The organism is Microbispora sp. H13382 (genome assembly GCF_014161445.1).
Lineage (GTDB): Bacteria > Actinomycetota > Actinomycetes > Streptosporangiales > Streptosporangiaceae > Microbispora.
The window spans coordinates 12,937-26,388 of sequence record NZ_JABBXA010000031.1 but is presented as its reverse complement, the minus strand read 5'-3'; the positions used below and the strand labels follow the sequence as shown (position 1 = coordinate 26,388).

General features: G+C 71.3%; 14 protein-coding genes. 2 read left to right on the top strand and 12 right to left on the bottom strand.

The window, feature by feature from the left end; all coding sequences use genetic code 11:
* Positions 1-17 precede the first annotated feature (17 nt).
* Positions 18-1,739 (bottom strand): serine/threonine protein kinase, encoded by a 1,722-nt coding sequence (locus HHX41_RS37620; protein ID WP_182909760.1) that lies wholly within the window; start codon positions 1,737-1,739, stop codon positions 18-20.
* Between the two features lie 287 nt (positions 1,740-2,026).
* On the opposite strand from HHX41_RS37620, the gene HHX41_RS37615 reads away from it, so the two are divergent.
* Complete coding sequence (locus HHX41_RS37615; protein WP_169988152.1) at positions 2,027-2,404, top strand: thioesterase family protein; 378 nt, start codon at positions 2,027-2,029, stop codon at positions 2,402-2,404.
* A gap of 13 nt (positions 2,405-2,417) precedes the next feature.
* Here HHX41_RS37615 and HHX41_RS37610 read toward each other — a convergent pair whose 3' ends face one another.
* The 8 genes from HHX41_RS37610 to HHX41_RS37575 form a co-directional block, all read right to left on the bottom strand.
* Positions 2,418-2,630 (bottom strand): biotin/lipoyl-binding carrier protein, encoded by a 213-nt coding sequence (locus HHX41_RS37610; RefSeq protein WP_169988150.1) that lies wholly within the window; start codon positions 2,628-2,630, stop codon positions 2,418-2,420.
* Positions 2,631-2,662: 32 nt separating this feature from the next.
* Positions 2,663-3,997 carry an acetyl/propionyl/methylcrotonyl-CoA carboxylase subunit alpha gene (locus HHX41_RS37605; protein WP_182909759.1) on the bottom strand — a complete coding sequence of 445 codons (1,335 nt, stop codon included), beginning with the start codon at positions 3,995-3,997 and terminating at the stop codon, positions 2,663-2,665.
* 133 nt (positions 3,998-4,130) lie between these two features.
* Positions 4,131-5,420 carry an HD domain-containing phosphohydrolase gene (locus HHX41_RS37600; RefSeq protein ID WP_310742359.1) on the bottom strand — a complete coding sequence of 430 codons (1,290 nt, stop codon included), beginning with the start codon at positions 5,418-5,420 and terminating at the stop codon, positions 4,131-4,133.
* Positions 5,417-6,772: an HD-GYP domain-containing protein gene (locus HHX41_RS37595; RefSeq protein ID WP_169988146.1), complete on the bottom strand. Its 1,356-nt coding sequence runs from the start codon at positions 6,770-6,772 to the stop codon at positions 5,417-5,419. Before HHX41_RS37595 ends, HHX41_RS37600 begins: the two co-directional genes overlap by 4 nt.
* A gap of 344 nt (positions 6,773-7,116) precedes the next feature.
* Positions 7,117-7,671 carry a hypothetical protein gene (locus HHX41_RS37590; protein ID WP_182909758.1) on the bottom strand — a complete coding sequence of 185 codons (555 nt, stop codon included), beginning with the start codon at positions 7,669-7,671 and terminating at the stop codon, positions 7,117-7,119.
* A 41-nt stretch (positions 7,672-7,712) separates the two neighbouring features.
* Entirely contained in the window at positions 7,713-8,630 is a 918-nt protein-coding gene (locus tag HHX41_RS37585; protein WP_169988142.1) for an NAD-dependent epimerase/dehydratase family protein, read from the bottom strand.
* Between the two features lie 85 nt (positions 8,631-8,715).
* Positions 8,716-8,982, bottom strand: coding sequence for a mycothiol system anti-sigma-R factor (gene rsrA, locus HHX41_RS37580; protein ID WP_169988140.1), 267 nt, complete (start codon positions 8,980-8,982; stop codon positions 8,716-8,718).
* Positions 8,979-9,551 (bottom strand): sigma-70 family RNA polymerase sigma factor, encoded by a 573-nt coding sequence (locus HHX41_RS37575; RefSeq protein ID WP_249350825.1) that lies wholly within the window; start codon positions 9,549-9,551, stop codon positions 8,979-8,981. Before HHX41_RS37575 ends, rsrA begins: the two co-directional genes overlap by 4 nt.
* Positions 9,552-9,869: 318 nt before the next feature.
* Between HHX41_RS37575 and HHX41_RS37570 the strand changes: the two genes are divergently transcribed.
* Positions 9,870-10,610, top strand: a complete 741-nt coding sequence (locus HHX41_RS37570) for a methyltransferase domain-containing protein (RefSeq protein WP_169988136.1) — start codon at positions 9,870-9,872, stop codon at positions 10,608-10,610.
* A gap of 30 nt (positions 10,611-10,640) precedes the next feature.
* On the opposite strand, the gene HHX41_RS37565 is transcribed toward HHX41_RS37570, so the two are convergent.
* The 3 genes from HHX41_RS37565 to HHX41_RS37555 all read right to left on the bottom strand — a co-directional run bounded on the left by HHX41_RS37565 (position 10,641) and on the right by HHX41_RS37555 (position 13,414).
* Positions 10,641-10,973 (bottom strand): TraR/DksA family transcriptional regulator, encoded by a 333-nt coding sequence (locus HHX41_RS37565; protein ID WP_169988134.1) that lies wholly within the window; start codon positions 10,971-10,973, stop codon positions 10,641-10,643.
* A gap of 152 nt (positions 10,974-11,125) precedes the next feature.
* Positions 11,126-12,523, bottom strand: a complete 1,398-nt coding sequence (locus tag HHX41_RS37560; RefSeq protein ID WP_182909757.1) for a hypothetical protein — start codon at positions 12,521-12,523, stop codon at positions 11,126-11,128.
* Positions 12,524-12,664: 141 nt separating this feature from the next.
* Entirely contained in the window at positions 12,665-13,414 is a 750-nt protein-coding gene (locus HHX41_RS37555) for an SOS response-associated peptidase (RefSeq protein WP_182909756.1), read from the bottom strand.
* Positions 13,415-13,452 lie beyond the last annotated feature (38 nt).

Sequence of the window (13,452 nt, the reverse complement as noted above, 5' to 3'; positions counted from 1 at the left end):
CTCCGCTCCTCCGGGATTCAGTTCGCCACGGGCGTGCGGGTCGTCGCCGGGCTCGGCGACGGGCTGGGCGAGGGGGACGGGCACGTCCTCTTCACGGTGAACGTGACCGTCGTGCCCTCCTTCACCAGCGTGTTCGCCGCCGGCTTCTGGCTGACGACCAGCCCCTTGCACTCCTCCGCGCCCTCGTAGGCGGCCTTCGGGATGAGACCCAGCATGTTGAGCCGCGCGTTCGCGGAGCTCTCCGGCAGGTTCTTCAGCTGCGGCACCTTGACCATGCCCTCGGTCGGGCTCGGCGAGGGCGTCGGGGAGGCGGAGCGGCTCGGCGAGGCGCTGGGAGTCGGGCTCGGCGAAGGGCTCGGCTTCCTCCTGGACGGGCTGGGCCGCGACACCGGCACCTCCTGCGTGGGCCTCGCGGAGGGCCGTGTGGCGGTTCGCGTCGGCGACGGGGTCGGCGGGTCGGTGGTGGCCACGGTCAGGGACGGTGCGGGCGACACGGGGGCCGTGGGCCCCGCCGATGCCATGTTGATGCCCAGCACGGCCAGGCCTCCGACGACGGCGAACCCCGCCACCCCGGCCGCGACGGGCATCCCCTTGCCCCTCCTGGACCGCTGCGCGGCGCGCCGGGCCGTACGCGTGCCCTGCTGCGGCGTGGCGACGGTCGTCGGCGGGACGGCCGGTGCGTCGTTCCAGGACTCGCGGGTGACCCGGTAGGTGTGGCCGGTGGCCGGGATGGGCTCCGGCCCGATCGGGTGGGGGTGGGCCTCGGTGGCCGCCCCCACGGGAGGCGGTGTGACCCCCATGCCCGTGGTGGCCGGGGCCGCGGGCAGGCCGGGCAGGCTCTGTGGGCCGTACGCCGCTCCGGCCGGGCCCTGCGGGCCGTAGGCGGGCGCCGCGTCCGCCGCGGCCCCCGGAGACAGCACCGACTGCCGGGCCGCGTGGCTCATCGCGGCGGCGGACGGCCAGCGGAGCGCCGGGTCCTTCGACATGGCCCGCTCGACGATGGCCCGGATGGCGGGCGGCACGTGCGGGGGCAGCGGCGGCGGCTCCTCCCGGATGTGCTTGAGCGCGATCGTCACCGGCGAGTCGCCGTCGAAGGGACGCTGCCCGGCCAGGCACTCGTACGCCACGACGCCCAGCGCGTAGATGTCGACGGCGGGGGTGACCGGAGCGCCCTCGGCCTGCTCCGGCGCGCAGTACGCCGCGGTGCCGAGCACCATCCCGGCGTCGGTGAGACGGGTCCCCTGGTCGGCGCGGGCGATGCCGAAGTCGGTGAGCACCAGCGTGCCGTCGGAACGCACCAGCAGGTTGCCCGGTTTGACGTCGCGGTGCACGATGCCCCGCTCGTGCACGGCCTGGAGGGCGGACGCGGCCTGCGCGATCAGCTCCATCGCGGGCTCGGCGCCGATGCGGCCGAGGCGGGTCAGCAGACGGTCGAGGGGCTCGCCGTCGACGAACCGCATGACCAGGTACGCGGTGGAGCCGTCGCCGGGGACCTCGGTGACCCCGTAGTCGTAGACGTCGACGACCCCGGGGTGGTTGACGGTCGCCATCGCCCGGGCCTCGCCCTGGAAGCGGACGGCGAATCCGGGGTCGTCGAGGCGACCGGGGAGCAGCACCTTGACGGCGACGGTGCGCGCGAGGACGGTGTCCTCGCCGCGCCATACCTCGCCCATGCCCCCGGCGCCGAGCCGGGCGTCCAAGCGGTAGCGCCCAGCCAGGGTCGTGCCTTGGGCCACCATTTGCGCCCCGTACCCCCTAAGTCACTCGACCCCCGAAGGTGTCCAACAAAGCAGGTTCGTGTCGCGGGTAGATAACGACAGGATCACGGAACCCTGTACGCGTACGGGATCCAGGCTCGGGGGTCGGAAGTCGAGCCTACCTGTGCATCACCCTAACCGCTGCCCGCCTCCGCCGCCCGGAAAGCATCGCGGAGTCCCCGCCGCCGATTAAGACGCTTCCCCGCCCCGTTTAGTTGCCTGCGTTCTCCGCGGGCACCGGGAAATCACGACCCAATAGGCTGGCCCGCATGAGTCTTGCTCCAGGTCTGCGCGCCGAGGTCCTCATCATGGTGGAGCGCGAGGACACGGCGATTCGGGTCGGCAGCGGCGACGTGCCGGTGCTGGGCACGCCGCGGCTGCTGTCGTTCGCCGAGGGGGCGACGGTCAAAGCCGTCCAGCAGCACCTGGAGCCCGGGCAGACCACGGTGGGGACCAGGGTGCTGCTCGAGCACCGGCTGCCCAGCCCCGTCGGGATGCACGTCGAGATCGGCGCGGAGCTCACGGAGGTGGACGGCAGGCGGCTCGTCTTCTCCGTCAGGGCCGTCGACAAGACCGGCGCCCTGGTCGCCACGGGCACGATCGAGCGGGTCGTCGTCGACCGGGAGCGGTTCCTGTCCCGCCTCTGAACCCCCTCGGGTCCTACTCGATGACGGCGATGAGGTCTCCCTCCTGGACGACGTCGCCCTCCTTCACCTGGAGCTTGGCGATGGTCCCGGCGTCCTCGGCGAGGACCGGGATCTCCATCTTCATCGACTCCAGGATCACGAGCGTGTCGCCCTCCTCGACGACCTCGCCCTCGCTCACAACGATCTTCCAGACGTTCGCCACCATCTCGGCGCGCACCTCGGCCACCCGGGAACTCCCCTCAACGTGAATTCAGCAGATCAGGCTTTTCTCATCCGGGAGACCAGCCCGGTGTCGTAGTCCCCGCTCACGAACTCGGGATGGTCCAGCAACTCGGCGCAGAACGGCAGGTTGTGCTTCGGGCCCTCGATCCGGAACCCGGCGACGGCCTCCCGGCCCCGCTCCAGTGCCTCCTCGCGGGTGGCGCCGGTGACACAGAGCTTGGCCATCAGCGGGTCGTAGAACGGCGTGACGGTGTTGCCCGCCGTGTATCCCGAATCGATGCGCACCCCCTCGCCGACCGGCTCCTCCCACACCCCGATCTTGCCAGGCCCGGGGAGGAACCTGCGGGGGTCCTCGGCGTAGACGCGGAACTCGATGGCGTGGCCGCTCACCCGCGGCTCGACGGAGTAGACCTCCCCGGCGGCGACGCGGATCTGGTGCTCGACGAGGTCGAGGCCGGTGACCAGCTCGGTGACGGGGTGCTCCACCTGGAGGCGGGTGTTCATCTCCAGGAAGACGAAGTCCTGGGCGTCGGCGTCGACGAGGCACTCCACCGTGCCCGCGCCGCGGTAGGCAACGGCCTCTCCGGCCCGTACCGCCGCCGCCAGCATCCGCTCGCGCAGCTCCGGGGTCACGCCCGGGGACGGGCTCTCCTCCACGACCTTCTGGTGACGCCGCTGCACCGAGCAGTCCCGTTCGCCCAGGGCGACCACGGTGCCGTCGGCGAGGCCCAGGATCTGCACCTCGACGTGCCTGGCCCGCTCGATGTAGCGCTCGAGCAGGATGGCCGGCTCGCCGCCGAAACGGGCGGCCGCCCGGCAGGCCTGCTCGAACGCCTTGGCCAGCGACGCGTCGTCGCGCGCCACGCCCATGCCGATGCCGCCGCCCCCGCCGGCCGCCTTCACCATCACCGGGTAACCGATCTCCCGGGCGGCCCGCTCGGCCTGCGCGAGGCCGGACACCGGCTCCCTGGTCCCGGCGGCGACCGGCACGCCCGCCGCCTCCATCAGGTTGCGGGCGTTGATCTTGTCGCCCATCTGCTCGATGGCCTTGGGGTCCGGGCCGATCCAGACGAGGCCGGCGTCGATCACCGCGCGGGCGAACGCCGCGTTCTCGGCGAGGAACCCGTACCCGGGATGGACCGCCCGCGCTCCCGTCGTACGGGCGGCATGGAGGACCTTGTCGATGTCGAGGTAGCTCTGGGCCGGGTTCGCGGGGCCGAGGAGCACGGCGTCGTCGGCCTCACGCGCGAACGGCAGGTCGGCGTCCGCCTCGGAGTGGACCGCGACCGCGCGCAGGCCCATGCCCCGCACCGTACGGGTGATCCGCCGGGCTATTTCGCCACGGTTGGCGACGAGAACTGAGTCGAACACGGAGCCAACTCTAGGGTGACCCGACGCTCCGTCCCTCCGACCCTTCCGACTGAACGTGGGGGCCGATTCTGTAGGGTCGCCACAACATCAGTGGCGTCGGCGCGGCGGTGAACGCGCTCCGATGCTATGTCTGCTACAAGCGCGTGACGAGCACGCGCCGCTCGACGACGCGCGCCATCGCCTCCACCACTCCGGGGTCGTAGGCCGAGCCGCCGTCGAGGCGCAGCCGCTCCAGCGCCGCCGCCGCCCGGTCCCTGTCGGTCGAGCCGCCCACGAGGTCGTCGTAGGCGTTGGCGGCCTTGATGATGCGGCTGGCCATCGGCGGGGCCTCGCCGAGCGTGTCGCACTGCCGCCGGACGATCTCCGCGACGCCGTGGAGGACGCCGGTCTTCCTGATCACCTCGGCGCCCAGCTCGGCGATCCGCCGCGCCTGCGCCGGGTCGGCGAGCACGGTCGCGCCGCCGGGGATCGGGTCGCGCAGCGAGAGCTGGCCGATGTCGTGCATGAGCGCGGCGTACTCCAGCTCCAGCAGCTGCGGCTCCGCCATGCCCAGCTCCCGGCCGATGGCGACCGACAACTGGCTGACGCGGCGCGAGTGGCCCGGCTCGACGTACCCGCCGACCTCGGTGACCCGGCTCAGCGCGCGCACGGTCTGCAGATAGGTCGCCCGGATGCCGGCGTACTTGCGGAAGGCCACCTGCGTGACGAGCAACGGCGCGGCGAACGCGGGCAGCGCGGTCATGTCCATGCTGTGCGAGGCGAGCGCGAGCAGGATGCCCGACGCCCCGACGGCGGCGCCGAGCGGCGCGGCCATCCTGATCTCGTCCCGTACGGCGACGCCGAACGCGGTCTTGACCTGGTCGGCCCGGTGCATGGCCGCGATCACCACGTCGGCCGCGAGCATGACCGTGACGAGCACCGCCATCACGCCGAGCGCGGGCCACCAGTTGCCGTTCCGGTCGCCCGTGTCCCGCGCGAGCTCCCCCAGCGGGCCGGTGAGCGGCCGGTAGGCGAAGGCGAGCAGCGACCCGGCGAGCAGCCGCCGGGCCATCGCGTCGAGACGCGGCGGCCGGCCGACCGCCAGATGCGGCAGCCCTCCCGCGATCATGCCGACCGACATCACCGCCACGACCTGCAGGGCCGAGTGGTCCGCCGGCCGTCCGCCCACGTCGAGCAGGAGGGCGTACCCGAGCGAGGCGGCGGTGGAGATCGGGGCGACCTCGCGGTTGCCGGGCATCGTGAGCCGGGCCAGCTCCCCGGCGGCGATGAGCGCGCCGAAGCCGATGGCGACCCGCGGGTCGGTCAGCCCCTGGGCCGTGGTGTGGGCGATCCCCGCCACGGTCAGCATCCCGGCGGCGCAGATGAGCAGGAGCTGGCCCGAGTCGAGCCCCACCGGCCTGGCCGTCAGCCGACGCTCCCTCACCGCTCCGACACCACCTGGATGGGCGTGGTGGGGTCGTCGTGGTCCTTGACCGTGGTCTCCACGGCGGGGTCGTCGGGCGGGACCTGCACCGGCTGGGCGAGGTGCCAGCCGTGCCGGTCGAGCGCTTTGACGAATGCGCAGACCATGTCGGGGTCGAACTGCGTGCCCGCGTTCTTGCGGAGCTCGGCCACCGCGAACTCGATCGGCTTGGCCTTGCGGTAGGACCGGTCGGAGGTCATGGAGTCGAACGCGTCGGCCACCGCGATGATCCTCGCGAACTCGGGGATCTCCGCCCCGGCCAGCCCCATCGGGTAGCCCTTCCCGTCGTGCCGTTCGTGGTGGTGCATGATCCCGGCGAACGCCTCGTCGAGGAAGTCGATGCCCCGCACGATCTCCAGTCCGCGCATCGGATGGAGCTGGATCGCGGCGTACTCCTCCTCGGTCAGGCGGCCGTCCTTCTGCAGCACCTTCGTCGGCACGCCGAGTTTGCCGACGTCGTGGAGCATCCCGGCGTACCGGATCGCGCGCATCCGCTCGGTGCCCATCCCGATCTCCTCGGCGATCATGGACGACGCCGCGGAGACCCGGGTGCAGTGCCCGCGCGTGTAGTAGTCCTTCGTCTCCACCGCCTGGCACAGCGCCGCGATGGTCGCGTCGTACGCGCGCTGCTCGGCGTGGTAGTGCCCGAGCGCCCACCGGGCCACGAACAGCGGCAGCAGCACCAGCACGGCCGAGATCGACTGCACCGTCGACCACAGGGCCGCGATCAGCAGGCCGAAGGTGGCGAAGCCGATGTAGGAGCTCAGGAACTGCACCATCGCGCGGAGCGAGACCTGGTCTCTGTTCACCTCAGACGCCAGGCGCAGGATGACCGCCGTCAGCGCGAAGTTGACCGCCACGAAGACCCCCGTGGCCGCGGCGTACGGCACGAGCACGCCCGGGAAGTCGGCCGGTGCGGGCAGCCCGACCCGGCCTCCCGCGCTCTCGTAGGCCCACCCCGCGGCGTATCCGCACAGGGCGTACTGCGCGCCGTTGAACAGCCGCTTCACCATCGGCAGGCCGGGGCGTACGCTTACGACCGCGGCCAGCCCGACCAGGGCCGCGCCCTCCGGGCCGACGAGCACCACGGCGGCCAGCGCGGCGGAGAAGCTCACCGACACCGCGACGTGCGGCACGTTGAGCAGCGTCGGCACCGACTCGCAGAGCAGGAAGAGCAGCGCCAGGACGAGGAGCGCCGACCAGTCCTCCGGCGCGAGCCCACGATGCACGAGGAGACCTCGCGTGATCACGAGTCCGGCGGTTCCGACGAGTGCGACGAAGTAGACCCTGGCGGGCCACGGCAGTTCCCGCATTACGCCACCTTGAATGCGGATCGGACCCGTGAGCCGGCCCTGCCGGACCGGCCCACGGGCAGTGACTACGTCCAGGAGATCCCCGGGGTGCCGGCCGCGAGACCGGCCAAAGCGACCACCGGAGTGAGCAGCGCCAGCGCCACTATCAGCCTGACGACGGTCTTCCCTAGCATTGCGCCGCCTCCACGTCGATGTCGGATTCAGGCTACAGAAGGGCCGACGGCCGGTCCGGGATGTCGCGACCATCGCAGCCAAACCGTAACCAAGCCATCACACCGCGTGCAATTGCACCGGTTTGTCAGCGCCTTTTCATGGCGTGCCTTCTCCCGGCGCGAGGCGGGCAGTCAGCCGTCGTACGGCCAGGGTGACCGCCACGTCCCCTCCCGATAGGCGGCGGTCAGGGCCTCCCCGACGTACGAGCGGGTCCGGACCGTGCCGTTCGTCGTCGCGACGCAGGAGTTCACCTCCTCGGCGCTGCCCACCCACAGCGCCGAGCCGTCGGCGTACGCGAAGCGAACCAGGTAGTTCGTCATGGGCCCGCCCATGTCCGTGCAGTCCATCGAGGGTTCACCAGAGGTCACCGGCAGGTACGCGAGGTCGCGCGCCATCACCGCCACCTGGTCCGTCAGCGTGCGCGACCCGGCCAGCCGTTCGCCGCCCGGATCCGTGTTGCTCCCGGGGTAGGCGCAGATCAGCGCCCGGACCGGCGAGCCGGGCACCAGCGACTCGCCGGCGCCGTCCACATCCGCGGCGGCCGGCACCCAGCCGCCGACGCCCTCTCCGCCCCAGCGCCGCGGGCACGCGTCCGGCACCGCTTTCGGCCCGGTCGAGCACCCGGCCGGTACGGCTGTCGCGCACACGGCGAGGGCGACGACGAGGGCGGTCGAACGCAGACGCATCACACCGCTGAGACGTCCGCCCCGGTCGTCGGGTTCACAGGTCAGACAAGCGCTTGGCGGGCCCACTCGACGGTGGCCTTGAGACCGGTGGGCAGGTCGTGCCGGGGGCGCCAGCCGAGGGCCTCGAACGCGGGAGCGGGGTCGACGGCCATCGCGGGGAGATCGCCCATGCGCGGCGGCTCGAAGCGCGGCTGGTCGGGTGCTCCGGCCGCCGCGGCGACCAGGGTGTGCAGCTCACGGTCGGTGGTCTGCACGCCGGTGCCCAGGTTGAAGCGGCGGCCGTCGCCGTGCGGCCCGCAGGCGCGGGCGAAACCGTCCACCACGTCCTCGACGAAGACGTAGTCGCGCGTCTGGGAGCCGTCGCCGTAGACGACCGTGGGCTTCCGCGCCAGCAGGGCGTCGGTGAAGATGGCGACCACCCCGGCCTCACCCTCGGGCGACTGGCGCGGCCCGTAGACGTTCGACAGCACGAGCGTGGTGTATTCGAGCCCGTACAGCGCCCGGTAGGTGGCGAGGTACAGCTCGCCGCCGAGCTTGGAGGCGGCGTACGGCGAGCGGGGATCGGTAGGGGCTTCTCCCGGGACCGGGATCACGGCCGGCCTGCCGTAGACGGCGACGGAGGACGCGTAGACGACCTTGCGGGCCCCGGCGCGGCGGGCGGCCTCCAGCACGTTGACCGTGCCCTCGACGTTGATCCTGGTGTCGGTCAGCGGGTCGGCGACGCTCCTGCGCACGCTGATCTGCGCGGCGAGGTGACAGACGACCTCCGGCCTCCAGCGCTCGGCGAACTCCGCGAGCGCGGGGTCGCGCACGTCCATGGCGTGCAGGGGGGCGTCGGGGTTGCGCACGTGCCCGGACGACAGGTCGTCCACCACCGCGACCTCGTGGCCGTCCGCCAACAGCCGATCGACGAGGGTGGATCCGATGAACCCCGCCCCGCCCGTGACAAGTGCCCGCATGTCCCCGCCCTTCCCGGCCTGTACGGAAGATCCTAACGAGCCATTGCCCCGGCGCGGCCCGGTCACGCCTTCCGTGGGCCGCGGGCTATTCCACCATCTCGGCGCGTACCTGCTCGATCCTGCTGAGCACCTTGGCGCGCAGGTCCCGCGGCACGGGGTCGCACCCGCAGTGCTTGGCCACGATCCGCTTGACGGCCTCCTCAAGGCCGTACTCCTCCAGGCAGGGGCCGCACTCGTCGAGGTGCTGCCTGATCTCGGCGATGCGGTCGTTGTCCAGCTCGCCGTCCAGGTAGGTGTACACCCGGTCGAGCACCTCGCTACACGGGGTGTCGTGGTGTTTCCCGCAGCTCATCGCTCCTCCTCGCCAAGCGTCCCGCCGAGACCCGCGCCGCGGGAGTCCGGCCGCACGAGACCGCGTTCGCGCGCGTAGTCCTCGAGCTGGTTGCGCAGCTGCCGGCGGCCCCGGTGGAGGCGCGACATCACGGTCCCGATGGGCGTGCCCATGATCTCGGCGATCTCCTTGTACGGGAAGCCCTCCACGTCCGCCAGATAGACGGCGATGCGGAACTCCTCGGGGAGCGCGGCGAGAGCGTCCTTCACGTCGCTGTCGGGAAGGTGTTCGAGCGCCTCGATCTCGGCCGACTTCAGCCCGCTCGACGTGTGCGACTCCGCGCGCGCGAGCTGCCAGTCCTCGATCTCCTCGGTGCCCGCCTGCTTGGGCTCCCGCTGCTTCTTCCGGTAGCTGTTGATGAAGGTGTTGGTGAGGATGCGGTAGAGCCAGGCCTTGAGGTTCGTCCCCTCCTGGAACTGGTGGAAGGAGGCGAACGCCTTGGCGAAGGTCTCTTGGAGGAGATCCTCCGCATCCGCTGCGTTTCGGGTCATCCGGAGTGCGGCCGAATAGAGCTGGTCGAGAAACGGCATCACGTCGCGCTCGAACCGCTCGCTGCGCTGCTCCAGAGTCTCCTCGGCTGTCTTGGAGACCGGACCCACCCCCTTAAGGACACCGTACCCAGCCGAGGATACCGGCCCGGTGAGGTCCAGCCCGTCGAGGCCTTCTGGCAGCACCAACGTCTTCATGCCCAACTGCAACAGGGCGGGCGTAGAGTCTGTTCCCGGTGCAGATTGAGGTGACGAACGACCCGGTGCGGGGAAAAAAGTAAGCACCGGCTTGGTAGCCCGGAAACCGAGTTTCGCTGTCTCACCCCCATACGTGGGGCAGCCAGAGTCCAGGAGCCGCTCGTGCTGCCTATACCGGCCAACGAACTCAACGGCTCGGGCACACTCGGGCCGTACTGGACCTTTTATCACGCGGTCGTCGCCGAGCAGCTGCGCCAGTGGCTGCCCGACCGGCCCTCCCTCCTGCTGGACCTGTCCGGCGGGCGGGGGCGGTGGCCGGTCCAGGCGGCGCGCGCCGGTCACCGGGTGATCGAGGTCATGGACTTCCGCAGACCCGCCGAACCGTGGTTGCGCGACGCCTCCGACCGCATACAGAAGGTGCGCGCCGACGACCTCGGCTTCCTGCCCGAGGGCTGCGTGGACGGCGTGGTCGCCGAGGAGCGCGTGCTGTCGGTCGAGATCATGGCGGAGTCCGTAATCGAGGACGTGGCCCGGGTGCTGCGGCCCGGCGGGCGCGCGCTGCTGTGCGTCGACTCGCTGGTCCTCGGGATGGCGATCCTGGCCGAGCAGAACTACTGGGCGCATCTGTGCCAGACGGGCGAGGTCATGCTCATCCCGTGGCCCGACGGCAGCATCACCCGCTGCTTCACCAGCCAGCAGATACGCGAGCTGATCACCGGCGCCGGCCTGGAGGTGGAGTGGGTGCGCCCGCGCACGGTGCTGTCCCCCTCCACCGTCGACCACGTGCTGAGCACGGAGAGCAAGTCGCTGTCCTGGCTGGTCCGCACCGAACTCGAGACCGAGGCCGACGACGACGACACGGTCGGCATCCACCTGGTGGCCAGCGCGCGCAAGCCCTTGTGACCGCTCTCCCGGTGTTCGGGGACGGCGGACTCAGCGGCGGCGCTCGGTCCGCGACTGGCACTGCACGCAGCGGGCCGCCTCGGGGCGTGCCTCCAGCCTGCCCTCGGGAACGAGGGCGCCGCAGTCGACGCACCGGCCGTAACCGCCGTCGTCCAGCCGCCGCAGCGCGGCCAGCACGGCCGTACGCTGCCGGGACGCGGCGTCGAGCATGGCCCGGGTCCGGTCGGCGTCGGTGAGGTCGGCTCCCGCGTCGGCGAGGGACCTGTCGTGCGCGGCGACCGGATCCCCACGCAGCACGCTGATCGACCGGTCGAGTTCGGCGAGCATGCCTTCCAGGCGCATACGCACGGTCGCGACGTCCACGGATCCGCACCTCCGGGAGTGGGGGAGTCACCCGCCCAGGAGCCCCCGGTCTCCTGGTCGGTCAGCGGCCGATCACCTCACGTGCGGCCGCTTTCCCGAACGGATGCCCACTTCGCGCGCCGCTTACACCCCTTGGAGATCCCCGTACGTGCTCATTGCGCGGAGGGCAGCCCGATGAGGTGCGTCGCGCCGAGGAAGAAGGCCGCCCTGACGCGGTCGTCGCCCAGCAGATCGCGGACCGCCGCCGCCGACGTTCCCGCCTCGCCGTAGCCCACCTTCAGGAACGACGGGTCGGGCGCCTTGGTCGCGCCGACGCCCTTCAGCAGGATCTCGGTGGCGGCGCTCGACTGGGACACCAGGCCCCACAGCCGTGTGTAGACGTCGAGGGCCAGCAGATCGACGAAGCCCTCGGAGACGATCTGCCCGTGCCGGATCCTGCCCGCCGTGGCGGTGAAGCCGGGGTGTGCGAGCCGGTGCATCAGCTCATGGGCGAGGGTCCTGATCACCCGCCAGCGCCAGTCGGCCTTCGTGCCCCAGGTGGCGCTGGGAAAGATCGGCTGCACGGAGATCTTGCCCTCGCCCCCGCTGTGCGCCGCGGTCAGCTTGATCATGGCGCCGACCCGCCTGCTCAGGGACTCGTCGGACTCCAGACGCTCGCGCAGCATCTGGCGCAGCGTCTCCTGGTCGCCGCCACGGGTGCCGTCGTAGTTCGCCTTGGCGAGCAGCGCTCCCCGCTCTTTGTCCCAGCCGACCGCCTGGGCCCTGTTCGTCATCCAGTTGAGCCGCTGGGCGGGCCCTGCGGGCAGTTCCCACGTGCTCTGCAGGCGCTCGGAGTAGCGGAATCCGTCGAAGTACGGCCCGTCCTCCCAGGCGTCCGCGTACGGCCCGAGAACGCGGGCGACGTACTTCTGGAGATAGTCGGCGATGCGCTTGAGATGGTCGAGCGACTCCGGCTCGGAGGGCGTGTTCCTGGGCCGCACCCAGTGGAGGAGCTGCTCGTCCACCACCTTCGCCAGCACGTCGATCAGCTCCTTGAGCACGTCCTTGCGCAGCGGCCCGACCTGCTGCCTGCCGTCCCGGTCCTGGCCCGGGGGGTTGTAGATCGAGGTCAGCTTCGCGGTCTCGCCCTGGTCCGGCGGGGCGAGGTTCCTGACGACCATCGCCGACACCCATCCACTGGCCCGGAGCACCTCCCGTTCGAACGCGTCGTCCTGGGCGCCGGGCATCGCCGTGCGCTGGGTCGCCCGGTTCATCAGACGGGCCACCGCCGCCGTGTGGTCGAAACCGGCGGGGAGGGCGTCCTTGTTCTTGCCGTACAGGTAGAGGGCGTGGGCCAGCCACAGCTTGTCCTCGCCCTCGTACTGCGCGATGTGCGACCAGACGTCGAATTCGAGCCCGGTGAACAGCGTGTAGACGCGGTTGAAGTACTCCGGGTACTTGTCCGCGGTGAGGGCACGCAGCGCCTTGTAGTCGGCCGTCACCTTGACCGTTGCGAAGGTCACCGTCCTCGGCTCGGCCGGTGGGCCCGTGAGGTCGTTCGTCAGGGACATGTAACGCTCCTGGTGACTGGGAGTGGCGAGTTACGTACATGTCGTGCAAAGCGCCACCGGAGCGTACGTCCGGCCATGTCCCCGATCAACAAGTTGTCCGCGATAGGACGAACGCGCGGTTTTCTCGGATTCCGCGGCCTGTCAGAGGAGCCGCGGCACGTCGTCTCCTTCGAGGGGCTCGATGAGCTCGGGGCCGTTGTGGCGGACGCTGTTCACGGCGTCCGACACCGCGTACGCCTCCAGCCGGTCCGGCCCGGCCGGGACGAGCAGGCCGGTGGGGTCGGTCACCCGCGGGTCGAGCCACTCCGCCCAGCGCTCGCGCTCGACCATCATCGGCATCCGGTCGTGGATGCGGCCCAGCTTGTCCGCCGCCGTGGTGGTGATCACCGTGCAGGTGCACAGCCACTTCAGCGGGTCGTCGTCCGGGCGGGTGGGGTCCTTCCAGAACTCGTACAGGCCGGCCATCGCGAGCACGCCGCCGTCGGCGGGGTGGATGAAGAACGGCTGCTTCTTCTTGCCTTCGAGCGGCATCCACTCGTAGTAGCCGTCCGCCGGGATCAGGCAGCGCCGGGACTTCAGCGCCCTGCGGTAGGACGGCTTCTCCGCCACCGTCTCCACCCTGGCGTTGATCATCCGCGAGCCCACCGACGGGTCCTTGGCCCAGCTCGGCACGAGCCCCCACCGGACCACCCGGAGCTGCCTGACGGGCTCGTCGCCCCGGCTCTCCCCGTCGTCGTCCTTGGGCACGCGGCACATGACCGCGTAGACGTTCTTCGTGGGCGCGACGTTGTAGTCGGGCCGCAGCTCCTGGTCGGGCACACCGTCCAGCTCGACCTGGAACTCCTCCAGCAACTCCTGCTTCTTGCGCGCCGACGCGTACCTCCCGCACATGCCACCAAGACTGCCACTTACGGGGGCCGTACGCGTTC